This window comes from Flintibacter sp. HCN-6482, from assembly GCF_037892565.1.
Taxonomy (GTDB): Bacteria; Bacillota; Clostridia; order Oscillospirales; family Oscillospiraceae; genus Lawsonibacter; species Lawsonibacter aceti.
On sequence record NZ_JBBKBK010000001.1, the window covers coordinates 562,099 to 584,580 of the forward strand.

Here is a 22,482-nt window from a genome sequence, read left to right on the forward strand (position 1 = left end):
CCTTATTGTTTCCCTTTGGGCGGTCCGGCCTTCAGCAGGACCAGCCGTCGGACATCCTCCAGTTGCTCCTCCCGCTTCACATCCAGCACCAGCCACTTGCCGCCGTTGAACAGCGGGGTATTCTCAAACACGGTTTGAAAGGCCGGGGAAAAGGTGGGCAGCAGGGCGTTCAGTTCCTCCATCTGCTTTGCCCCCACCGTCACCAGGGCGGTAAACCAGCCCGCCCGGATGTAGCAGGCGCACAGGGCCCTGGATCCCTTTTTATACTTCACGTTCCAGCCACGATCCATGGAACACCCGCTGAACTCGATGGCGGGCTTCACCCCGTAAGTGTTCTCCATCCAGCTCTGGAGCCGGAAAAACAGTGGACTGCCTACCCAGCGGGCGATTTCATCCATGTTGGGCTGAATGTTCCGGGGAAATGCCGCGTCCCAGGGAGTCGAAGGATCCAGTCTCATCTCCTCCGGTCGGGGCTCCCGGGCGAAGCGGACCAGGTCCTCCCGCACCGCCCCCCATTTCCGGTAGTTTTCCCGGCCCTGGCGCAGGGTCATGCCGTGGTTCTCATCGCTGGGGTCGTCCTCGCCGGGATCGAACAGGTCGTTCTCCCAGAAGCACACCGGACAGATATAGGCCAGGGCCTTCTCTTTGGGCACGGGGAAGGTGAGAAATCCGCAGCAGGGGCAGGGATAAATTCCCGCCGGCTCCTCTGGCTCCGGCTCAGGAGCCGGGCTCGGCCCGGACTCCTCCAGCGCCGTCCAGCCCCCCTCCTCCGATTTTCCCAGCAGGAGAAACCCGTTTTCAGCGGTGGGGAGGTATTGGAATTTTTCCCTGTCTGCTTGCTCTCTCATGTCTGCTTCCTCCGTTTCCTGGGCGGTTGACTGTTTTGGGCCACCAGCTCCGCCGCCCGGCGCAGGGTTTCCCCGTCGTCCGGGTCCAGGACATAGTGGGGCTTGGCCCCCTCATAGGGGGCGGCGGAGGGGCGGTCTCCCAGCAGCTTGGCCACACAGGGGAGCATCTTGACAAAGGGGGTGTCGTCGCACACCAGCAGCACAGGCCTGTCGTTGAGATACACCATATACTCTCCGAACATCTTGCGGGAGCGGACTTCCCCCGTTCCCTCCAGCTGTTCGCAGAGATAGGCAACAAATTCAGGGCTGGTAGACATAGTCTTCTCCTTTTCAAACAGTCAGATCGGCGGTCTCCGCCCCAACCAGCCCAATCAGATCTGTGGGGGAAAGCTCCACCTGACAGCCGATTTTACCGGCGGACACGATAATGGTATCCAGAATCTCCGCTGTCTCATGGAACACCGTGGGGTACTGCTTCTTCATGCCGATGGGCGAGCAGCCCCCGTGGACATAGCCAGTCAGGGGGAGCAGCTCCTTCTGGTGGAGCATGGCGACGGACTTTTCCCCTACCGCCTTGGCCGCTTTTTTCAGGTCCAGGCTGTCGGCCACCGGGATGTCAAAGACATACAAGGCACCGGACGCCCCCCGGGCCACCAGCGTTTTGAACACACACTCCGGATCCCGGCCTATGATCCCGGCCACCGTCACCCCGTCCACCGCCTCCCCCTCTTCGTGGGGATAGGTGTGGGGGGTATAGGGGATCTCTTTTTGGTCCAAGATCCGCATCACATTGGTTTTTTCATCCTTCTGCTTTGCCACGGGATCGCCTCATTTCTCTTACAGTATGTAGATCCACAGCACAGCCAGGATCAAAATATGGACGGGATAAAAGGCATAGCAGAAATATTGGAATCCCCGCCCGCCGGGCCCTCGCCGCCCGTTATACATCCAAATAGGGAGCAAGGCCAGCACGGCCAGCCCCTGCTGCGGGAAGGAGAACTCCAGTCCTCCCAGAGAGATTGGAAACTGCATCCCGCCCATCAGCACGCCGTTGATGATCCACAGCCCAGCCAGCTCCGCCAGCCAGCCAAAGGGCAGCTCCCGGCACACCCAGAACAGCAGCACCGTCAGCACCCCCAGACCGCCGTAGTCCACCATAGACAGCTGGCCCAGAACATAGCCCAGCCAGCAGGCCACTCCAAGGGTCAGATAGCGCCAGAGACCGCCTTTTTCCGCCCCAGCCCGGGTCAGACGCAGCATCAGCAGGGCCAGACAGAAGGTGAACAGCACGTTCTGATGGAAGGGATAGATCACATTCCCCCCGTACATCAGATTAAAGGGGATCTCGGAGATCAAGGCAAACAGAAAGATCCGCCCAAGATATCCTTTGAAATGATGGGTGCGGGCAAAGCCCTCCGCGATTTGGAAGGCAAAGATGGGAAAAGCCAGCCGGCCTATACTGGTCATCCACGCGGCCCCGGGAATCACTGTGGCCCACATATGGTCACACAGCATCAGCGCCATCGCCAATAGTTTCAAATGCAGGGAATTAAGGCATTTCAGCCGGTTGAGCACGGTCATTTTCTCTCTCCATATCACAGTAGTAGCGGTCCTCCCGCCATTTGGCGGGATTGGTGTCGATGTATTGCCAGATGCGTCGATAGTCCCGGTCGTTGCGGATGATGTGGTCGTAATAATCATCCTGCCACACTGGTTCATCCCACGCTACGGTGACAGAGCGTTTTAAATAACGCACCAGCATCGGCCCCTACGGCAGTCCCAAGTGTATGCCTCTTTCCGCGGGTGCAAATCGTGATGAAATAATACCCCGGTCGGCCATAGTCGCAATCGGTCAGGCGGTTTTGTTTGCGCCTGGGCATGACCATTGGCTCATCCCCTCAAACATTCACGCAGGCCGTCCAAAAAGGGTCCCAGGGCGGTCTGATCCCCTGTGAATTCAAATTTGAGGCTTTGGATCCCATACACACCAAACAGCGTACCGCTGACCTGAACATGGCCCATGCGGTCCAGATCGAAGCACAGCCTGCCTCCGTAGGAAACATCTTTGATCTCAGCGTGTTTCCCCTGGAGATGATTCATCTCATCCAGTTGACCCACAAAGTTCCTGACCTCTTCGATCCCGCACATCCAAGAGCCGGTGCCGACATATTCTTCCTCGCTCTCTCCGTAATTGTCCTCGCCATTGGAGCACACACGAACCTTGAACTCGGTGCCGTAGGGATCGTTACTTTCCCGGTCATTACACCAAAAATCGAATATCTCCACACAGTTTCTACCCATAGAAAATTTTGCGCTCACGGTTATTTCCCCCGCAGTTCAATGATTTGGTCCCGCAGGGCGGCCGCCAGCTCGAACTCCAGCATCTTGGCAGCCTCGCGCATCTCTTTTTCCAGACGGGCGATCCGCTCTGCCTTCTGCTGTTTAGTGAGGCCCTGGACCTCGCCCTTCTTCTCCGGGGTATCCTCCCCTTCGGCAGAGATATCCAGCAGAGCCCGCACCGATTTGATGACTGTCTTGGGTACGATGCCGTGGGCCTTGTTGAAGGCGTCCTGCTTCTCCCGCCTCCGCTCCGTCTCGTCCATGGCCCGGCGCATGGAGGGTGTGATGGTGTCGGCGTACATGATGACCATGCCCTCGGCGTTTCGGGCCGCCCGGCCGATGGTCTGGATGAGGGAAGTCTCGCTTCGGAGAAATCCCTCCTTGTCCGCGTCCAGAATGGCCACTAAGGACACCTCAGGCAGATCCAGCCCCTCCCGCAGCAGGTTGATCCCCACCAGCACATGGAAGGCACCCAGGCGCAGATCCCGGATAATTTCCATGCGCTCCATGGCATCGATGTCGTGGTGCATATAGCGCACCTTGATCCCCGCCCCCTGGAGATAGGCGGTCAGATCCTCTGCCATCCTTTTGGTCAGGGTGGTGACCAGCACCCGCTCGTTCCTGGCGGTACGCTGGTTTATCTCGCCGATCAAGTCGTCGATCTGCCCCTCTACGGGACGGACCTCAATGCGGGGATCCAGCAGACCGGTGGGCCGGATGACCTGCTCCACAATCTGTCCGGAGCGGGTGCGCTCGTACTCCCCAGGGGTAGCGGACACATAGACCACCTGGTTGACCCGCTGCTCAAACTCCGGAAATTTCAGCGGCCGGTTGTCAAAGGCGCAGGGCAGGCGGAAGCCGTAGTCCACCAGGGTGGTCTTGCGGGCCCGGTCCCCATTGTACATGGCCCGCACCTGGGGCAGGGTGACATGGCTCTCGTCGATAAACAGAACGAAGTCTTTTGGGAAATAGTCCAGCAGGGTATGGGGAGGCGAGCCGACGGGGCGGCCTTCAATCACCCGTGAGTAATTCTCAATGCCTGAGCAGTAGCCCAGCTCCTGCATCATCTCCACGTCGTACATGGTGCGCTGCTTGACGCGCTGGGCCTCAATGAGCTTGTTCTCCGATTCGAAGAAAGCCACCCGCTCCTCCAACTCCTTGTAGATCTCCTGGATAGCGGCGTCCATCTTCTCCTTGGGAGTGACATAGTGGGTGGCAGGCCAGATAGGGATATTGGTCAGCCGACGGATGGGGGTGCCGGTGACCACATTGATCTCGCTGATGCGGTCGATCTCGTCCCCGAAAAACTCCACCCGGATGGCCGTGTCCTTCCAGTAGGCTGGCCAGATCTCCACCGTGTCTCCCCGGACACGGAACATATTGCGTTCAAAGGCGATGTCGTTGCGCTCGTAGCGGATGGCCACCAGCTTTTTCAGCATCTCGTCCCGCTCCATCTGGGCGCCCACCCGGAGGGAAACCATCATCTTCTCAAAATCCTCCGGCTCGCCCAGGCCGTAGATGCAGGACACCGAGGATACCACGATCACGTCCCGCCGCTCCAGCAGGGAGGCGGTGGCGGACAGGCGGAGACGGTCGATCTCTTCATTAATGGCGGAGTCCTTTTCGATAAAGGTATCCGTATGGGGGATATAGGCCTCCGGCTGGTAGTAGTCGTAGTAGGACACGAAGTATTCCACCGCGTTGTTGGGGAAAAATTCCTTAAACTCGGCGCACAGTTGGGCGGCCAGAGTCTTGTTATGGGCCAGTACCAAGGTGGGACGCTGGACCTTCTCGATGATCTTGGCCATGGTGAAGGTCTTGCCCGAGCCGGTCACTCCCAGCAGGGTCTGCTCGTCCAGCCCCATCTCGATCCCCTGGGCCAGAGCCTGAATGGCCTCCGGCTGGTCGCCGCTGGGGGTATATTCTGAAACCACTTCAAATTTGGGCATTCCCTTCACCTCGCCAGTAGTCTATACAGATTACTCCTCATTATATCAGAACATTTGTTCCAACACAAGAGTTTTTCGCTCCTCCCACCGTTTTTGCAGGGGGAGGAGCGGGTACTTATAACAGCTGATACATGGGACGGCCCTGCCGACGCTCTGTCTCCATCAGGGACACCACGTCCCCGTCCACGAAGATCAGATGGTCCTCCAGCGTCACCCCAGCGGGCAGCAGGGCGCTGCGGATGACATCAGTGGCCTGCCAGTCGGCGTCGGAGGGAAGGGCCAGATTGCTGATGTGGTTATGGGCCAGATACAGCCTGGAGGCACGCAGACCCACCGCCTCCTCCAAAATACGCCGGATATTGATGTCACAGGCAGAGATGCTGCCCTCTGACACCAGTCGGACACCCAGGGCCTTTCGCTTGCTGTCCAGGAAGAGGCCATAGACCATCTCGTTTCTCGCCCCAAAAAAATAGGGACCCAGGAGCTCCTCAGCCTGGTGGATGCTGTTGATAATCTTTCCCAGGTCGCTCCTGTCCATCTGGTAGCGCCTGCCCAGAGCGGGGATAAGCCGCAGCAGAAGCGCGGTGTGCTCCCCCACCCCCAGCACCTTTGTCAGCTCGTCCACCGAGGCGTCCAACACCCCGGCCAGAGAGCCAAAGCGGTCGATCAGGTCGTGGGCGATGGCGTTCACATCCCCCTGGGGAATGGCGTAAAACAACAGCAGCTCCAGCACCCTGTGGTCCGGCCAGCCCTCCAACCCACGGGTCAGAAATTCTGTTTTCATCCGCTGCCGGTGGCCGGCATGGCGGTGCTTTCCTTGTTCTGCCATGGGACCTATTCCTTTCCCTCAGTACCTTGCCCCTCAACCTGGGACATCAGCTCCCCATAGTCTACCAGCATTTTTTTACATATCCCGCACCAGAACGCACTTGGCCGCTGTGCCCACACAGCGCCAAAGGACTCCGGAGGCAGCAAAATGGCGTGCTTTTTCTTCAGGACAGCCTTGGTCCAGAGCTTGGGAGGCACCTCCCCGGCCGGTAGAATATAGCTGTCTCCCCGGTCGTGGAACGTCCCTTCCAGCATTGATCCGCCACAGTATGGACAGTTCATTCCAGCACCTCCAATCAAAGGCTCTCTCAGCCCTTGGCTCCGTACTCTGCCAGGTACGCCTCCATTCAAAATGCGGGTTTTCTCCTGCGGGAAAAACATATGCGCTTCGCACACCGCATTTTCAGGGGGGACCAGTTACCCCCCGATGCCCCCCATGCTCTCCAAGGGGACGGGGGGTTATAGGTTTATGCTTTGGCCCCGTACTCCGCCAGGTAGGCTTCCATTTTAGCCTTCATCTCGTCGTCAATATAGACTTTGCCATCCACAGGGTTATTATGGAGGAAGGCGATGACCTCCCGGACGGTAACGATGGGGTAAACCTGGATACCATAGTCCTGGCGCAGCTCATCCAGGGTGGAGCAGTCCCGGGTGCCCCGCTCCATCCGGTCCACCGACACGAACAGGGCCTTCATGTTGACCTTGGCCACATGCTTAAACAGCTCGATAGACTCCCGGACGGCGGTGCCAGCGGTGACCACGTCCTCAATAATGGCCACATCATCTCCGTCCTGTGGCTCGTAGCCCACCATGGAACCACCCTCGCCGTGGTCCTTGGCCTCCTTGCGGTTGAAGCAGTAAGGCAGGTCCCGGTCATAGTTCCGGTACAGAGAGGCCGCGGCGGACACCGCCAGAGGGATCCCCTTGTAGGCGGGGCCGAACAGGCAGGTGATTCCCTCCGGCATATGCTCCTGAATGCAGGCGGCGTAGTAGTCTCCCAGCTTGGCCGCCTGGGCCCCGGTCTTGTAGTTCCCGGTGTTGACGAAATAAGGGGTCTTCCGTCCGGACTTCGTGGTAAAATCCCCAAAGGTAAGCACGCCGGAGCGCACCATAAATGTGATAAATTCCTCTTTGTATGTCATCGTTTCGACCTCTTTTCTCCAGTTTGCCCGGCACAGGCCGGAAATCGTATTATTATATCATTTTTCCTCCCCAGATACAAGAAATCGCCGTCTTTTTTCATCCGGATTTTTCTTCGGCTTTTTTACAGTGTCTGTACTTTACGGTTCGGGCCAGGTTTGATATAATATTTTTGCCCAATGCCTCCGCTCCTCTGTGGCGGCAGGGTCCCGGAAGGAGAGAGAATAGATATGTCCGCCCTGACGCAGCGATGCAAAGCCCTCTTTGGCTATATGGACCAGTTGGTCCACCGAATACCTTCGGTCCCCCGGGATATCCTAACCACTGCTCTTCTGCTGTACGCCGCCTACTGGACCAGCGGCATTCTGATCTCCCACACCGGCGGGGAAAACAATTCCGCCCTGGTATTCGTGTTGGCAGTGGTGTGCATCTCCTTTTTTACCACCGGCTATGCCTATGGAATCACCGCCTCCATCATAGGGACCTTCTGCATCAACTACTTTTTTATGGTCCCCTATTCCGCCTTTTCCTTGAGCCATACGGGTTACCCGGTTGCCATGCTGTCCATGGTGGCTATCTCCTGTATCGTGTGCGCCCTTACTTCCCGGGTCAAGCAGCAGGCCATTGAGGCTGTCCGCCGGGAAAAGAACACCAAGACCCTCTATGAGATGAATGAAAAGCTCAACGCAGAAAAAGCGGCCATCCAGTTACAGTCCGCCAGGGAGACGATCCGGGGCAACATCCTCCGGGCCGTGTCCCATGATTTGCGCACCCCTCTGACCGCCATCTCCGGCGCCGCCTCTGTCCTTCTGTCCAGCGAGGACATCCTCCGGTCAGAAAAAAACGCCTCCCTTGCCAACGATATCAAGGCAGACGCTGATGCTCTGATCGTCATGGTGGAAAATCTGCTGTCCGTCACCCGAATTCAAGACGGCACCATACCCCTGAAAAAGCGGGAGGAGATGCTGGAGGAGGTGGCGGGGGACGCCATTCTGACCACCCGGCGCCGGTTCCCCAACTGTCATGTGGATCTGGAGCTGTCCGAGGATATCTTATACCTACCTATGGAGCCCATGCTCATCAAGCAGGTGATGGTCAACCTGCTGGAGAACGCGGTCCGCCACTCCGGCAGCCAGTCCGGTATCCTGCTCAATCTGTTCCGTCAGGACGAGTGGGCAGTGGTGGAGGTCCGGGACCACGGCAAAGGACTGCCCCCGGAGGTGTGTCAGGCCGTCCAGTCTGGCCGGCCTCTGTCCCGAGATCTGAACGGGGATTCCACCCGCGGGATGGGCATTGGTCTGTCTGTCTGTCAAAGCATCATCAAGGCCCACAACGGCTTTTTTGCCGCGGGCAATGCCCCGGAGGGCGGAGCGGTAATCCGCTTCGGCCTCCCCATGAAGGAGTCTGACCATGAATGAAAAACGACTGATCCTGGTCATCGAGGACGAGCACGCCATCAGCAACTTTATCTGCCGCGCGCTGGCCGCCAATGACTATAAGGCCATCCCCGCCTCCAGCGGCAAGGAGGGGCTTTCCCTGTTCTTCTCCCACAGCCCCGACCTGGTCCTGCTGGACCTGGGACTGCCCGATATGGACGGGCTGGAGGTGCTGGAACAGCTCAGCGACCTGCCCCGAGAGGTCCCTGTCATCATCATCTCCGCCCGTGACCGCGAGTCGGAGAAGGTTCGCGCTCTGGACATGGGGGCGGATGATTATGTGGTAAAGCCCTTCGGCGTGTCCGAGCTGCTGGCCCGTATCCGCACCACGCTCCGCCGGGCGGATCGTTTGAAGATGTCCCAGGGCGCCCAGAGGGACGTGTATCAGGTCCAGGACCTTGTGGTGGATATCACGAAGCACCAGGTGCTGTTAGCAGGAGAGCAGATCCACTTCACCCAAAATGAATTCAAGATTTTGGAGCTGCTGTGCATCCACGCCGGGAAGGTGCTCACCTACGATTTTATTTTGGAGCACGTCTGGGGGCCCTACGGCGGCAACAATAACAATCAGATTCTGCGGGTCAACATGGCCAATATCCGCCGAAAGCTAAAGGAGGATCCCTCCAAGCCCAAATATATCCACACCGAGCTTGGCATTGGCTACCGTATGCTGGAGGATTGACCCCACCAGCAGAGCAGGCAGACCTTAGAGCAGCCCCGGAGCGGATCCCTCCCTCCGGAGCTGTTTTTGTCCCCCGACGGTGATTAACGGTTTCTTTACATCTTCCTTTCTTTCATTTACACCCATTTCACTCCCCCGATGCTATAATACAGGTAGGAGCTATTCCCACGCGAAGGCAGACAGTGAATACTTCTCTGCCCGCATCATCCGGGTTTCCTCACTTTTCCCGGACCCTTTCTCTCTCCGGCTGACGCCCCTTTCTCTCTCCCGAAAGCGGTCTGTCAGCCAGCACACACGGACAGCCGCTTCCGCCAAAGCTGGCTGTCCACCTAACATTGGGCCCCCGGTTTCACAGTATGGGACCGGGGTTTTTTTATTGCCGGAGAGGCGTAAATGCCTCCTTGTCAACTTTTTAATCTGGACCTCCTTTTCGTTAACACCCATTTAATTTCTTCTCTGCTATAATCAGGATACAAACAACACAAGGAGGCAATGTACATCATGGACACCCGTTTGAAAAACATCCTCTGGGAAGGAGAAGAAGTCCGCTGGTCTGGCCGCCCCAAGCCCTTCTCCCTGTTCGATCACGACAGCAAAAATTCGATTCTGCTCACCTGGATCGTTTCCGCCCTGGTTCTGGCAGCAGTCATTGTTCTGATGGTCTTCAGCTCTATTACTGGCACCCGCTCCTTCACCGATGTCCTTATTATGGCCATCGTAGCCCTGTTTCTACCTGTGGCCCTCTCCGCTCGGCCCTTCATGGATAAAAAGTGCCTGGAAAAGAACACGCTCTATGCCATCACCAATTTCCGCATCATCGCCTTGGTCAAGGGTGAGGTGATGTACCTCCCCCTGGTCAAAGGGATCAAGACCGCCGTTCAATCCCACGAAGATGGCTTCGGCAGCCTTCGCTTCGGTGAGCTGGTCGGCAAGCCCGCCAAGAAAAGCCGTGACCACGCCGTGATTGGCATGCGAAATGTGGACAGCAGAGAAGATATGGCCGGTCTGATGTTCTATCACATCGATCAGCCCGGCCAGCTGCTTCGTTATCTAGCTTGATGTCCGGCGCTCCCCTCTCCCACTTTGCCGGACAATTCTTCCCTTATTTGGCCTTGGGATGATCTTCTTCTCTCCTTTTCATCCCCTATCCGGCCAAACCCTTTTGGACAGTCCCTCCTCTCCCTGGGACTGTCCTCTCTTTTTCAAAAAATGACCCAGGCCTTTGGGCCTGGGTCATTTTTCCTTTTTATGGGACCAATTCCTGACGTAGGCGGTCCAGCGCCCGACGCTCCAACCGGGATACCTGGACCTGAGACACGCCCAACACCCGCGCCGTCTGAACCTGGGTCATTCCTCGGTAGTACCGCAGCAGCAGCACCTGCTGTTCCCGCTCCGGCAGGGTGGAAAGGGCGGTGCGGAGTGTGAGCCGCTCCACCAGCCCTTCCTCTTCGCCTCCGGCAGTAAGCAGGCCCTCCAGGGTCAATCCCCCATCTCCGGTTTCCGCCTGAAGGGAGATAACAGGTTCCGCCGCGGTCTCCGCCGAGGCAATCTCCTCCGGAGACAACCCGGTGTCCTGGGCCAATTCAGACAGGGTTGGCTCCCGGCCCAGTTGGGTGGAAAGCTTACTCCTGGCATTCCGGACTGACATCCCCCGCTCCTTCAGCCCCCGACTCACCTTCACCGGCCCGTCATCCCGGAGGAATCTCCGGATCTCTCCGGCAATCTTGGGGACCGCGTAGGTAGAAAACTGAGTGCCATAGGACTGGTCAAAGCCGCGGACCGCCTTCAGAAAGCCTAGGCACCCCAACTGATACAGGTCGTCCGGCTCCACACCTCGGCCGTAATACCGCCGAACTACGCTCCAGATCAGACCGTTGTTCTCCTCCAGCACCTGTTCACAGGCCCGGCTGTCCCCATTTCGGGCCGCTTCCAGCAGATCCAGGTCGGAGAGAGTGCCGCTCACCGCCCAGCCCGGCGGGCGATCTTCCGCCGCATGGTCACAGTGGTCCCCTTACCGGGGGCAGAGCGGACCTTCAGCGTGTCCATAAAGCTCTCCATAATGGTGAAGCCCATTCCGGACCGCTCCTCGTTCCCTGTGGTAAACAGTGGTGTCCTGGCCTGGTCCACATCAGCGATCCCCACTCCCCAGTCCCGGATGACGATTTCCAAGCTGTGATCCTCCCGCAGACGCAGCTTCATGGCGATTTTGCCAATGGTGTCTGGATAGGCGTGGACGATGGCGTTGGTCACCGCCTCGCTGACCGCGGTCTTCACGTCGTTGACCTCCTCCAGCGTGGGGTCAAGCTGGGCGGCGAAGCAGGCCGCCGCCGCCCGCGCGAAGCCCTCGTTGGCGGAGCGGCTGGGAAATTCCAGATTCACATGATTTTCAATTTTCATATTATGTAGGTCCTCCTTCGTGCAGGGCGGGCCGCCCCCTCTATTCAAATCGGATGATACGCTGGAGGCCGGCGGCCCGGAACACCTTTTCCGCCTGCCCCGGCGTGTTGATCACCCGCATGGCTCCTCTCACCTGGCCCATCCGGCGGTGTGCCCGCAGCAGCACGGCGATGCCGGAGCTGTCGGTAAAGGTCAACCCTCCCAGGTCCAGAGTCAGTTCCCTGGGCAGCGCGGCGTCGATCCTCCGGTCCAGCTCCTCCATCACCGCTTTGGCCCCATGGTGATCCAGCTCTCCCGTCACCGCCGCGGTCAGCCGGCGCTCCTCTTCAGTGCAGTTCACAGGCATTTCTTGTGGCTCCTTTCCAGGGGAAGGCAGACGGCCGCCCCTATGTCCCAGATGGTTTGATTATAGGACAGGCCCTCTGTCATATCCTGCCTCTTTCTGTCTGTTGACAGTATTTCCCTCCTTTTCCGTTGTCATTCCTTCCCTATCTTTTGGGGTAAAATTTTTTATTTTACAAATTTTGTATTTTGCCGTATAGTAGTATGCGAAGAACGATTGACAACAGGAGGCGCTTTCGGGTGTCACGAGAAATACATCTTACCTCTGGCCCTATTATGCCCCAGCTGGTCCGGCTCTGTCTGCCTCTATTGGCTGCCAACGTGCTCCAGCAGCTGTACAACATCATCAATTCTCTGGTGGTGACCTACTACATCGGGGACAGTGCCTTTGCCGCCCTAGGGGTAGCCGAGAGCGTAATGAACCTGTTTATCTACGTCATCACCGGGGCCTGTATGGGCGCTTCCGTCCTGATCGCTCAGTTTTACGGCGAGGAAAACTTCCCCCGTCTGCGGCAGCAGCTCTATGTGTCCGCCGTCCTCATCGGCGGATGTACCCTGGGCGCCGTCCTGTTGGGCCAGATTTTCCTGCCCCAGTTACTGGGCGTCATCCAGACTCCAGCGGAGCTGATGGGAGATGTGTCCTCCTATCTGCGCATTATTCTAATTGGCATGGTATTCACCTTCACCTATAACTATCTGGCCGCCACCCTCCGGGCTGTGGGAGACACCCAGGCCGCCCTGTACTTTCTTCTCGCCTCCCTTGGATACAACCTAGTCTGCGCCTGGCTGCTGGTGGCGGTGCTTGACATGGGCATTCAGGGGACCGCTCTGGCCACCGCTTCCGCCCAGCTGCTGTCCACCCTGCTATGCTTCCTCTACATTCGCAAACGGCGTGCCTTTCTTACGATTCATCGGGGAGATATGAGAATGGACCGCCAGTTGGTCCGGCTGACCAGCAGCTATGCCGCTGTGGCGGCCCTCCAACAGTCCAGTCTCTACCTGGGCAAGCTCATCATCCAGAGCGCAGTCAACGGCATCAGCCTGGTAAGTACCGCTCCCATCTCCGCCTTCACCGCCGCCACCCGTGTGGAGAACTTCATTCAGGCCTTCGGCATAAGTGGATGTGAGTCCATCGCAATCTTTGTGGCCCAGAACCGGGGTGCCTGCCAGGAACTCCGCACCTATCAGGGATTTAGATGGGGGATTTTTACCCTTTTGACCATGGGTCTTTTCTTCTCCCTGACAATAAATCTGGGCGCCTATCCCCTGTCTGCCCTATTCCTGGGCGGCAAGGCGGAAGGGATGGAGCTATGTATCTCTTATTTGAAGTACATCAGCTGGTTCTATTTCCTGTCCTTCACCGGTCACGCCTGGGTCGGCTGGTACCGGGGCGTGGGACGGATGAACATTACCTTCTGGGGCACCACCATTCAGATCGCCATGCGGGTAGCCGGGACCTATCTGCTGGTAGGGGCCATGGGGCTGGATGCGGTGGCTCTGGCCACCGGAGTGGGATGGGTCGCAATCAACATCTTCCACGCCTCTGTCTTTGTCCTAGCAGTCAAGGGCATCTGGCCCAAAAAGTCTCAGTCACCTCAATAAGTGAGAAAGCCGCGGCCCGTGGGCCGCGGCTTTCTCACTTATTCAACAATTTCAGGAAACGGACCAGCCGCCTCGGACCAACAGCTTCACATCACTGGCAGCTGCCTTCAGGGTACGGTCTGGGATGGTGGACATATAGAGGTGGTTTTTCGTGAGGGAGGCGCCGCTGTTCACGGTCCCGCCGGTGGAGATATCAATGAGGGCGGGGCTGGTATTGGACTGGACCGTGGCCGATCCCACCCGGAGAAGGACCTCGCAGCCTACCTCCAGAGCCATGGTCTGACCACTGGTCATCGTGACCAGGGTATAGGAGGCGCTGCCAGAACCGGCAGAACCGCCTGCCGCCTCTATCTCCTGCTGATATTTGGCTATCTGGGCAGCCAGCTGGGTGGATAGCTCCTGCTGCCGGACCTTAGTGTTCTCCTCCACCTTGGCCACCACCTCAGGAATAACCGTTTCATCCAGATAGCTCATGGTAACCAGAGGGTCATTTTGGTCCCCGTTGGCGGCCAGCACCACTCCAGCCCCCAGGCAGAGGGCGGCCAAGATGGCGGTTCCCGCCGCCAGGGTCCATCTCCTGCTTTTTTTCATGATAAGTACTCCTATCTCTGTCGCTGTCTTATGTAGGCTCCGCCCATAGGCGGAGCCGCTTACTTTTACACCATGGTCTCTGGGTGCAGCCCGAAGCTGACCGCGATAGCGGTATCCACCTGCTTCATGACTCCCTCGTCCAGCCGGCCCATCTTTTCCCGCAGGCGACGCTTATCCAGGGTCCGCACCTGCTCCAGAAGGATAACCGACTCCTTGGGCAGCCCGCAGCTCAGAGGTGCCACCGAGATATGGGTGGGCAGTCTGGCCTTCCCTGTCTGGGAGGTGATGGCCGCGGCGATGACAGTCGGGCTATGACGGTTGCCCGTATCGTTTTGGACGATCAGAACAGGCCGCACGCCCCCCTGCTCACTGCCCACCACCGGGCTGAGATCGGCGTAAAAGATGTCGCCTCGCTTCACGCTGTTATCCACGTACATTCACACTCCGCTGGAAAGATAGTACGCGTTACAGGCGCCCACCGGGTCCTATGTAACGCTGTACTATGATTCTCCCACGGAGCGGCGGGGTTTATACTCTCCGCCAAAAAATAGCATTTTTTGCTTTGACCAAGCCCGCCGCGCCTTTGTACCCTGGAGAGGTCCTCCCCTCTCCGCCGCTCCAACTCATCCTATGTGGGTCTGAGCCGGGCGGTCACGGGGCCGGACAGGCAGCGGGCCAGCCTGTCCGGTGGATTTTGGGGGCCAAACTCAACGGATCTCCCTTCCACCATCCAAATAGATACGGGGGACCCGCCGGGAGAGCTGGCACAATAATTCATAGACGATGGTCTCAGCCTGATCCGCAGCGCGCTGGGTCAGCCCAGGGCCATAGATCCGGGCCACATCCCCCGGCGCCACGTCGGGCAGGTCCGTCACGTCCACCATGCACATATCCATACAGATGCGTCCAAGGACGGGGCACAGCCTGTCCCCGATCTGGACCTGCAGCTTGTTGGACAGGGATCTTGGCAGGCCGTCCCCATAACCGACCGGCAGGACAGCTACCCTGGAATCCCGCTCCAGCACGGCGGTACAGCCATAGCTGATGGGGCTTCCGGCAGGCATTGGCCGGACGGCGGCCACCCGGCTTTTCAGAGTCATGACCGGGATCAGGCCGGGGGCCTCTATCCCCGGCGCAGGCGGGAAGCCGTATAGGGCGATGCCGGGACGGATCATATCCATGTGGCTCTGCCCATAGTGTAACACAGCGGCGCTGGCGCCGCAATGGTAAATTGCGAAATGAAGCCCCCGGTCCTCCAGAGCCTTCTTCGCCTCCAGAAACCGCCTGAGTTGGGCTGCGGTGTAGGTCTCGTCCTCATCCGCAGCGGCGAAGTGGGTGAACATCCCCTCCACCTCCAGCCCAGGCAGGGCGCACAGGGCGGTCATCTTCTCCAGGGCGGAACCGTTCTCTCCATCCCCCCAGAGAAACCCCAGCCGTCCCATACCAGTGTCCACCTTCAGGTGGACGCGCAGCCTCTTTCCGGCGGCCAGCGCCACTCGGGACAGGGCCTGGGCGGACTCCAGATCCTCCACAGTCTGGGTGATGTTCCAGTCCAGCAGGTCCTGGGCCAGCGCCGGGTCCGTCTGGCCCAGGCAGAGGATGGGCAGGACAATACCGCCCCGCCGCAGCTCCTCCCCCTCGGCTGCACAGGCCACCGCCAGCATATCCGCTCCCAGCTCCTGGAGCTTTTGGGCCACTGGAACCGCCCCATGGCCATAGGCGTCCGCCTTGACCAGCCCCAAAAATCCGCAGCCCGCCGGGGTCAAGGCCTTTAGGGCCCGGTAATTGTGTGCCATGGCCCCCAAATCTATCTCCGCCCAGGTGCGGGCCTTCCGTCTGTCTGTCATCGGTCATACCTTCTTTTGTATCCAAATAGGGCCTGCCGCCCCATTTTCCTCTCCCAAGGGCCTGTTCCCCTAGGACATAGCAAAATCTGTAAACTCACATAAAATGGCCCGGAATCCGTCCACCGATATCTCGCCTCTGGACAGGGCATGGGTAGAGGTGTCGAACCACAGGGATACCTCGCTTCCGGTGCCCGGAGTTCCCTCCGGGTCCCCACAGTCCATACGGAGCAGGGCGCCGTCCTCCTCCAGCGCGCAGGACACGATGTAGCCTGACCGGGCCCCTTCCAACAGGGCGGGGACGGCGGACACAGGGCTCAACCCCTCCGGGTCCAGCGGGCCCGTTTCCACTGAAAGACCGTCATATTCCAGCTGTCCATCCTGCCCTGTAACGCGGGCCGTGATGCCGGCCACCGTGTCCGGAGCGGACAGTGTCAGAGTGGTCTCCTCGCCGTCCACCGCCACCGCCAGCTCATACTGGTACACCCGCTGCCCGTAGTCGGCGGTAATGGCCGCCTGCCCCGCGCAGGAGCTCATGGCCAGATACTCCCCCCGGATCTGTAAGGCCAGCTCCTCCGCCTCGTTCCCTTCCGCTCCGCCGGTACAGGCGGATAGCAGCAGGATCATCATTGGTACGCAAAACAGAAGTTTGCGCACAGTTTTCCCTCCAAAGCGTCATGAATAGGCTTTTATTTTCGCTCCTCATTCTCCTTCAGCACCTCGGGGAGCATCCCGATCAGGTCAGAGGGCAGCATAGCGTACTCCCCAAACCGTTGAGCACACTTGTCCCCGGCCTTCCCATGAAGCCACACAGCCAGAGCAGTTGTTTCCGACACCGTGGCATGGGGTCCCTGAAGGTGCTTTTGTCCCAGCAGGGCGGCGATCATCCCGGCCAGCACATCGCCGGAACCTCCCTTTGCCATGCCGGGATTCCCGGTGCCGTTGAGCCAGGTGCGGCCGTCTGGAGCGGCAGTGACAGTGCCCCGCCCCTTGAGGACCAACGTGCAGCGGTGATCCTTGGCAAAAGTCCGGGCTGCCGTCACCCTGTCCTGGATGGGGAGGGCACACCCCGTCAACCGGACAAATTCCCCGGCGTGAGGGGTCAGGACCGTGGCCGCCCGCCGTCTGTCCAAACTATCTATATGCCCGGACAGGGCATTTATGCCATCGGCGTCCAGCACCACCGGTATCTCCAGGTCACATAGCAGGGAGCGCACCAGCCGCTCCATCCGCGGATGCCGGCCCAGGCCCGGACCGATCACAGCCACATCACAGGACCGGGCCTTCTCCAATAGTTTATCATACTCCTCCGGCAGAGGAAAGGCCATGGCCTCCTGGCACTTGACAGCCACAATGGGATAGATCTCTCGGGGCACTCCCACATAGACCAGTCCGGCTCCGGTGCGCAGCGCCCCACAGGCGGCCAGCACAGGAGCTCCGGTATAGCCCTCGCTGCCCCCCAAAATAAACACCTTTCCAAAGTCCCCCTTGTGGCCGTCTGCCGGCCGGCGGGGGAGATTCCAGTGCATATAGTCCGGATGGAGCTCTATTGGCTCCGGGCCCCGCCATATCATCTGGTGAACCAGATCCTGGGGGATGCCGATATGGGCCACCCGCACCTCTCCGGCACAGCCCGCACCAGCGCCCAAATAGAGCCCCGGCTTGGCGCAGGTGAAGGTAACTGTGGTTTCGGCCTGGACAGCCTGGCCCAGTATCTCCCCAGTGTCCCCATCCACCCCGGAGGGCAGATCGCATGACACTACGGGAGCCCGCCGGCCGTTCATCCACTGGACCGCCGCCAAAAAATCCCCCTCCAGCGGCCGCTTCAGCCCCACCCCGAACAGGGCGTCCACATAGCAGTCGCAGGTCCCCAGCCAGGCCGCCAGCCTCCTGTCCTCCAGGTCCAGAGGCTCCAACACGCCGCCGGCCTCAATCAGACAGGCCTCCATCGCCTTTGCGTCCGGCGTCATCTTCTCCCGGCCGCCCACCAAAAAGGCGCGGACACGATAGCCCTCCTCCAGCAGGATGCGGGCGGCGGCGATGCCGTCCCCACCGTTGTTGCCAGGACCGCAGAAAACAGCGATCCTCTGGGTGGGGTCGGTATTTTTGCTCTCCACGATGGCCCGGACAGCCTCCATCTCCCGCTGCTCCTCCGGCGTCGGCTCCCGGCTGTCCTCCATCATAACAAATGCTACCGAAACAGCCGACCCAATCACGCCATCCGGCCGTCTTGGCCCCTTCACAGGCCCCACCAGATCGACCACCGCCTGGGCCGCCTCCCGGGCGGCGTTCTCCATCAGCTCCAGAGAGGGAATCCCCCGCTCCTCAATGGTCCTCCGGTCCAATTCCCTCATCTGCTCTGTGGTGGCAAGCATACTCATTTTTCCCGCTCCTTCCATCCCTTTGGCAGCAGCTCCTCCACTGGGACTAATTCCACCACCTGGGCCGCCGCCGTCTTCGATGGGTATACCGTCAGCTCCAGGGCCGGCTCCCACAGCTCCCGGACCTCCTCCCCCGCCAGCAGCCGTCCGGAAAATCGCTCCATACCTTCCGACACCAGGAACACCGCCCCGTCCGGGGTGACGCAGTAAACCCCGTCTCCGATGGATTCCGCCCGGCCATACCAGCCGCCATCCCGGTCCCGGGCGACAAGTTCCATATAGGGCACTGTAAAAAACGGGGCGTTGGGAACGTCCTCGTCCTCAAAGAAAAAGAACACCCCGGCCCGCTTCGCCATCTCCTGATACTGAGGCAGCTCCTTCCGGACCTTGGCCTGCTCGGTGTGGATCACAGTCCCGGCGGGAAGGACCTTCGCCTCGCTGCTTAAGAGCCCCAGCGCGCCAAATCGATTCAGCTCCCCCATGTCAAAGTAAACGGTCCTCACAGTTCTCTCCCCTGTCACAGATTTTTTCCCATTCTACCACACTTCCCCGGACAAAAAAAGAGGGGGAGGGCCTCCGGCCCTCCCCGAATTCAATCTTTATTTCAAAAATCCGTTGACGATCTGTTCCTCGGCCTCTTTCTCCGTCAGGCCAAGGGTCATGAGCTTTGTGAGCTGCTCTCCGGCGATCTTGCCGATAGCCGCCTCGTGGATGAGCTGGGCGTCCAGACAGTTGGCGGTGACCTCCGGGATGGCGGACACCACGCCCTGATCCATGATAATGGCATCGCACTCAGAGTGGCCGTAGCAGGCGGCGTTCCCGTTGATGCGGGCCAGGAACACCTGCTTGGACTCGCCCCGGGCCACAGACCGGGAGATGACATTGGTGTGGCAGCCCTCCCCGTCCAGATCCACTGTGAAATCGGACTTGGCCAGTTGGCGGCCGTGGGTCATCACCTTCTCCTTGATAATAAGGGTGGAATTGGGCCCCAGCTTGGCCTTAGTCGTGCGGATGGTGGAGTCCACTCCCTTGATCTGGGTGGTCTCCATCTCCATGTAGCTGCCCTCCCGCATCTCCACGATGGTAGTGGGATTCATGATATTCTCTCCCAGTCCGTCCCCCTCGCCGTAGTGGCGCTCCACATAGCGCACCCGGGCGTTTTTCCCCACATAGAAGGCATGAATACCAGAGTGCTCCGAGTTCTGCACCCCGCAGTTGTGGATGCCGCAGCCGGCCACGATGGTCACGTCGCAGTCGTCCCCGATGAAGAAGTCGTTGTACACCGTTTCGGTCAAGCCGCTCTCACTGAGGACCACCGGGATGTGGACCGACTGGTTTTTGGTACCGGGCTTGATAATGATGTCGATGCCGTCCTTGTCCGTCTTGGAAACAATATCGATGCTGGCAGTGGTATTCCGGGCAGCCGCCTTCCCGTTGGCCCGAATGTTATAGGCCCCCTCAGGCACGCCGTGGAGCTCCGCTACCTGCTCCAGCAGGTTCTTTTGGATTGCGTCCATAAAAATCCCTCCTTTACCGCACCTTGTCCGTCAGGGCGCTGCAAACCTCAGGCGCCGCTCCCAGCAGCGAGGGCAGGATATCCTTCCTGGGCCCGTCCCGCTGGACCTGGCCGTCCGCCAGGACGATAATGCGGTCAGCGATGTTCAAAATCCTCTCCTGATGGGAGATGATGAGGATGGAACCGTTGATCTTCTCATGCAAGTGCTCAAACACCTGGATGAGGTTGCTGAAGGACCACAGGTCAATGCCCGCCTCCGGCTCGTCAAAGACAGACAGCTTGGTGGAACGGGCCATAATCATGGCAATCTCAATGCGCTTCAGCTCTCCACCGGACAGAGAGGCGTCCACTTCCCGGTCGATATAGTCCTTGGCGCACAGGCCCACCTCTGAAAGATAGTTGCAGGCCTCCGGCACGCCGATGCTCTTTCCGCTGGCCAGGGTGATCAGATCCTTCACCGTCAGCCCCTTGAAGCGAACCGGCTGCTGGAAGGCAAAGCTGATGCCCTTCCGGGCCCGCTCGGTGATGGACAGGCCGGTGATATCCTCTCCGTCCAGCAGGATGCGCCCCTGGGTGGGCGTCAGGATGCCGGCGATGACCTTGGCCAGAGTGGATTTCCCCCCTCCGTTGGGTCCGGTGATGGCCACGAACCGCTCGCTGATGGTCAAATCGATATCGCGCAGGATGCCCTTGTTGTCGCCGTCCTGTTCCACGTCATAGCTGATATGCTGTAATTCCAGCATGGGAACCCCTCCTATGGTTTCCGGCTCTGGAGCCGGTCTGTCTAAACAGTATCATGCCCCCTGGACTGGGCCGCCAAACAGGGCCTGTCCTTTGAGGCGTCTTTATTCTATCACGGGAGGGAGAATTTGTCTATCCTTAATTTCCTACTTTTTTAATAGGAATTTTATTTTTTAGATTTTATGCTTTATTATCCTGGCCCCTCAAGGGATCAGCCCCCTCTTTACAGGGAAGTATATACAGAATGAAACCTCTTTTAAAAAGGAGGTCCCGCCATGAGAGATACCGCTCTCCCTCCTCCTGTGTCGCTACGGCGCGGAGCGCCTGGACTGGAAGGGGCTTATACTCTGCTTGATTGGGCTCAATCTTGTCCCGCTCCTCCTTGCGGCCCGCCCCGCCCGGCCCTCCTCTTTGGTTCTCCCGAGGGGCCCTGCATCCGGCCCTTTTCAGGCCTCCTCTTTCTCTGCGGGTCAGCTTTTTCATATTTTTCGTCGGGATGACTTGCATTCCCGGCGCTTTTGTGATATAAGTACCTTTAGTGTAAATTGCGGAGAACAGGAAAATAGGGGAACTGTGTTCGTCAGAGAGGGTAGGTCACCGGCTGAGAGCCTGCCTGGAAACGGCCCCTTGGTTCGCCTGGGAGCGGCCCCTGAGAGGGGGACGGTCTGCCCACCGTTATCGGGGCTTTGAGCGCGTACAAGTGTGTACGAATGCGGGTGGTACCGCGGAAGGCTGGCCTTTCGTCCCTGAATTTTGGGGATGGAAGGTCTTTTTGTTTTTTGAAACATGAGGTGATGTGCCATGAAGCGTCGATTTATCCCGATCCTGGCTGCTTTGACCTGTGTGCTTCTGCTAGCCGGCTGCCAAAAGGCTGGCCCCAGTCCCCTGCCCGGTTCTGATGTCAGCTCCTCTGTCCCTATTCCAGAGACGGAGGATACTGACCAGTCCACGCCCTCCGACACCGGCGATACTCTGCCGGACCTTTCTGTCAATCAGTTCCCCAGTTCCTCTCCCGATGAGCCTGAAGGCCCTGCTGTCCCTGTGGAGCCTTCGATGCCAGACGAACCTCCTGTTCAAGAGGAACCCGCTGAAACGCCGCCGCCTGTGGTGGAGGAGCCGGCGCCGCCCGTGGATAACCACACTCTGTATATCCTGATGTATCACCACTTTGTGCCTGATACCGACGAGGAGCTTAACGACTGGACGCTTACGGAGAGCCGCTTTCGGGAGGACCTGCAGTGGCTGGCGGACAACGGCTATACCACGGTCCTACCCCGGGAGCTGGCAGCGGGAGAGCCCCTGCCGGAGAAGGCGGTCATGCTCACCTTTGACGACGGTTATGCCAGCAACTACCAAATTGCCTATCCCCTGCTTCAAGAATTTCAGGCCAAGGCCGCCATCGCTATGATCGTCCGCCGGACCGTGGACGCCAAGCCCGACTTTCTCACCTGGGAGATGTGCCGAGAGATGGCCCAGTCCGGGCTGGTGGAGTTCGGCTCCCACACCTACGACTCCCACAAGGAGGCAGATCCCCGGGGCATCCTGCATATCAAGGAGGAAACACCAGAGGAATACGCCCAGCGCATTTTCCCGGATCTGCAGGCCAGCATCGACCTCATTGAGGAGAACGTAGGCGTAGAGGTAGACTACTTCGCCTATCCCCACGGGCAGACCGATTCCTGGTCCGACGCCTATCTCACCGAACATTTCTCCGTATCCGTCACCACCCGGCACGGCGCTGCCGATATCCGTAAGGGGCTGTACCAGATGCCCCGGCATAATATCACCATGCGGGCTCCGGTCAGCCAATATCTTCCCTGATCGTCCCCGAACAAAGGAGTTTTA

General features: G+C 59.1%; 26 protein-coding genes. 5 read left to right on the forward strand and 21 right to left on the reverse strand.

The window, feature by feature from the left end:
• Positions 1 to 2: 2 nt before the first annotated feature.
• From WKS99_RS02695 to pyrE, 10 genes are all read right to left on the reverse strand, one after another.
• Positions 3 to 848: a DUF3788 family protein gene (locus WKS99_RS02695; RefSeq protein WP_340405287.1), complete on the reverse strand. Its 846-nt coding sequence runs from the start codon at positions 846 to 848 to the stop codon at positions 3 to 5.
• Positions 845 to 1,165 carry a TfoX/Sxy family protein gene (locus WKS99_RS02700; protein ID WP_340405288.1) on the reverse strand — a complete coding sequence of 107 codons (321 nt, stop codon included), beginning with the start codon at positions 1,163 to 1,165 and terminating at the stop codon, positions 845 to 847. The genes WKS99_RS02695 and WKS99_RS02700 overlap by 4 nt, the downstream gene beginning before the upstream one ends.
• A 13-nt stretch (positions 1,166 to 1,178) precedes the next feature.
• Positions 1,179 to 1,667 carry a Cys-tRNA(Pro) deacylase gene (ybaK, locus tag WKS99_RS02705; RefSeq protein ID WP_340405289.1) on the reverse strand — a complete coding sequence of 163 codons (489 nt, stop codon included), beginning with the start codon at positions 1,665 to 1,667 and terminating at the stop codon, positions 1,179 to 1,181.
• Between the two features lie 18 nt (positions 1,668 to 1,685).
• On the reverse strand, positions 1,686 to 2,429 hold the full coding sequence (locus WKS99_RS02710; RefSeq protein WP_186853313.1) for a TraX family protein: 744 nt from the start codon (positions 2,427 to 2,429) through the stop codon (positions 1,686 to 1,688).
• Positions 2,398 to 2,604, reverse strand: coding sequence for a hypothetical protein (locus WKS99_RS02715; protein ID WP_240286912.1), 207 nt, complete (start codon positions 2,602 to 2,604; stop codon positions 2,398 to 2,400). The genes WKS99_RS02710 and WKS99_RS02715 overlap by 32 nt, the downstream gene beginning before the upstream one ends.
• 134 nt (positions 2,605 to 2,738) lie before the next feature.
• Positions 2,739 to 3,167: a hypothetical protein gene (locus WKS99_RS02720; protein WP_262670441.1), complete on the reverse strand. Its 429-nt coding sequence runs from the start codon at positions 3,165 to 3,167 to the stop codon at positions 2,739 to 2,741.
• A gap of 2 nt (positions 3,168 to 3,169) precedes the next feature.
• Positions 3,170 to 5,137 carry an excinuclease ABC subunit UvrB gene (gene uvrB / locus WKS99_RS02725; protein ID WP_340405290.1) on the reverse strand — a complete coding sequence of 656 codons (1,968 nt, stop codon included), beginning with the start codon at positions 5,135 to 5,137 and terminating at the stop codon, positions 3,170 to 3,172.
• A gap of 115 nt (positions 5,138 to 5,252) precedes the next feature.
• Positions 5,253 to 5,966 carry a JAB domain-containing protein gene (locus tag WKS99_RS02730; RefSeq protein WP_147570891.1) on the reverse strand — a complete coding sequence of 238 codons (714 nt, stop codon included), beginning with the start codon at positions 5,964 to 5,966 and terminating at the stop codon, positions 5,253 to 5,255.
• A 5-nt stretch (positions 5,967 to 5,971) separates the two neighbouring features.
• Complete coding sequence (locus WKS99_RS02735; RefSeq protein ID WP_186853310.1) at positions 5,972 to 6,247, reverse strand: PF20097 family protein; 276 nt, start codon at positions 6,245 to 6,247, stop codon at positions 5,972 to 5,974.
• 185 nt (positions 6,248 to 6,432) lie between these two features.
• Complete coding sequence (pyrE, locus tag WKS99_RS02740; RefSeq protein ID WP_340405291.1) at positions 6,433 to 7,107, reverse strand: orotate phosphoribosyltransferase; 675 nt, start codon at positions 7,105 to 7,107, stop codon at positions 6,433 to 6,435.
• Between the two features lie 228 nt (positions 7,108 to 7,335).
• Here pyrE and WKS99_RS02745 point away from each other — a divergent pair, with 228 nt between their 5' ends.
• The 3 genes from WKS99_RS02745 to WKS99_RS02755 all read left to right on the forward strand — a co-directional run bounded on the left by WKS99_RS02745 (position 7,336) and on the right by WKS99_RS02755 (position 10,282).
• Positions 7,336 to 8,523: a sensor histidine kinase gene (locus WKS99_RS02745; protein WP_186853309.1), complete on the forward strand. Its 1,188-nt coding sequence runs from the start codon at positions 7,336 to 7,338 to the stop codon at positions 8,521 to 8,523.
• A complete protein-coding gene (locus WKS99_RS02750) occupies positions 8,516 to 9,223 on the forward strand; it encodes a response regulator transcription factor (protein ID WP_147570895.1) in 708 nt (235 codons plus the stop codon). Before WKS99_RS02745 ends, WKS99_RS02750 begins: the two co-directional genes overlap by 8 nt.
• A gap of 501 nt (positions 9,224 to 9,724) precedes the next feature.
• A complete protein-coding gene (locus WKS99_RS02755; RefSeq protein ID WP_147570896.1) occupies positions 9,725 to 10,282 on the forward strand; it encodes a hypothetical protein in 558 nt (185 codons plus the stop codon).
• Positions 10,283 to 10,469: 187 nt separating this feature from the next.
• Here WKS99_RS02755 and WKS99_RS02760 read toward each other — a convergent pair whose 3' ends face one another.
• From WKS99_RS02760 to WKS99_RS02770, 3 genes are read right to left on the reverse strand one after another with little or no spacing between them, the layout of a single operon-like run.
• A complete protein-coding gene (locus tag WKS99_RS02760; RefSeq protein WP_147570897.1) occupies positions 10,470 to 11,186 on the reverse strand; it encodes a sigma-70 family RNA polymerase sigma factor in 717 nt (238 codons plus the stop codon).
• The gene (gene spoIIAB / locus WKS99_RS02765) at positions 11,183 to 11,620 is read right to left on the reverse strand and encodes an anti-sigma F factor (protein ID WP_147570898.1); all 438 of its coding nucleotides are present in this window, start codon (positions 11,618 to 11,620) and stop codon (positions 11,183 to 11,185) included. The genes WKS99_RS02760 and spoIIAB overlap by 4 nt, the downstream gene beginning before the upstream one ends.
• Positions 11,621 to 11,660: 40 nt before the next feature.
• Entirely contained in the window at positions 11,661 to 11,966 is a 306-nt protein-coding gene (locus tag WKS99_RS02770; protein ID WP_147570899.1) for an STAS domain-containing protein, read from the reverse strand.
• Between the two features lie 236 nt (positions 11,967 to 12,202).
• On the opposite strand from WKS99_RS02770, the gene WKS99_RS02775 reads away from it, so the two are divergent.
• Positions 12,203 to 13,564, forward strand: a complete 1,362-nt coding sequence (locus WKS99_RS02775) for an MATE family efflux transporter (protein WP_186853307.1) — start codon at positions 12,203 to 12,205, stop codon at positions 13,562 to 13,564.
• A 51-nt stretch (positions 13,565 to 13,615) separates the two neighbouring features.
• Here the strand turns inward: WKS99_RS02775 and WKS99_RS02780 are convergent, their stop codons facing one another.
• The 8 genes from WKS99_RS02780 to WKS99_RS02815 form a co-directional block, all read right to left on the reverse strand.
• On the reverse strand, positions 13,616 to 14,155 hold the full coding sequence (locus WKS99_RS02780) for a hypothetical protein (RefSeq protein WP_147570901.1): 540 nt from the start codon (positions 14,153 to 14,155) through the stop codon (positions 13,616 to 13,618).
• A gap of 65 nt (positions 14,156 to 14,220) precedes the next feature.
• Positions 14,221 to 14,586 carry a type II toxin-antitoxin system PemK/MazF family toxin gene (locus WKS99_RS02785; RefSeq protein ID WP_317246521.1) on the reverse strand — a complete coding sequence of 122 codons (366 nt, stop codon included), beginning with the start codon at positions 14,584 to 14,586 and terminating at the stop codon, positions 14,221 to 14,223.
• A 276-nt stretch (positions 14,587 to 14,862) separates the two neighbouring features.
• Entirely contained in the window at positions 14,863 to 16,002 is a 1,140-nt protein-coding gene (gene alr, locus WKS99_RS02790; protein ID WP_147570903.1) for an alanine racemase, read from the reverse strand.
• 69 nt (positions 16,003 to 16,071) lie between these two features.
• Positions 16,072 to 16,656 carry a hypothetical protein gene (locus WKS99_RS02795; RefSeq protein ID WP_240286903.1) on the reverse strand — a complete coding sequence of 195 codons (585 nt, stop codon included), beginning with the start codon at positions 16,654 to 16,656 and terminating at the stop codon, positions 16,072 to 16,074.
• Positions 16,657 to 16,688: 32 nt separating this feature from the next.
• Complete coding sequence (locus WKS99_RS02800) at positions 16,689 to 18,380, reverse strand: NAD(P)H-hydrate dehydratase (protein ID WP_340405292.1); 1,692 nt, start codon at positions 18,378 to 18,380, stop codon at positions 16,689 to 16,691.
• Complete coding sequence (locus WKS99_RS02805) at positions 18,377 to 18,883, reverse strand: hypothetical protein (protein WP_340405293.1); 507 nt, start codon at positions 18,881 to 18,883, stop codon at positions 18,377 to 18,379. The genes WKS99_RS02800 and WKS99_RS02805 overlap by 4 nt, the downstream gene beginning before the upstream one ends.
• 96 nt (positions 18,884 to 18,979) lie before the next feature.
• A complete protein-coding gene (locus tag WKS99_RS02810) occupies positions 18,980 to 19,897 on the reverse strand; it encodes a SufB/SufD family protein (RefSeq protein ID WP_147570907.1) in 918 nt (305 codons plus the stop codon).
• Positions 19,898 to 19,910: 13 nt separating this feature from the next.
• Entirely contained in the window at positions 19,911 to 20,639 is a 729-nt protein-coding gene (locus WKS99_RS02815) for an ABC transporter ATP-binding protein (protein ID WP_147570908.1), read from the reverse strand.
• Between the two features lie 799 nt (positions 20,640 to 21,438).
• On the opposite strand from WKS99_RS02815, the gene WKS99_RS02820 reads away from it, so the two are divergent.
• A complete protein-coding gene (locus tag WKS99_RS02820) occupies positions 21,439 to 22,458 on the forward strand; it encodes a polysaccharide deacetylase family protein (RefSeq protein WP_340405294.1) in 1,020 nt (339 codons plus the stop codon).
• The last annotated feature ends 24 nt before the right edge of the window (positions 22,459 to 22,482 follow it).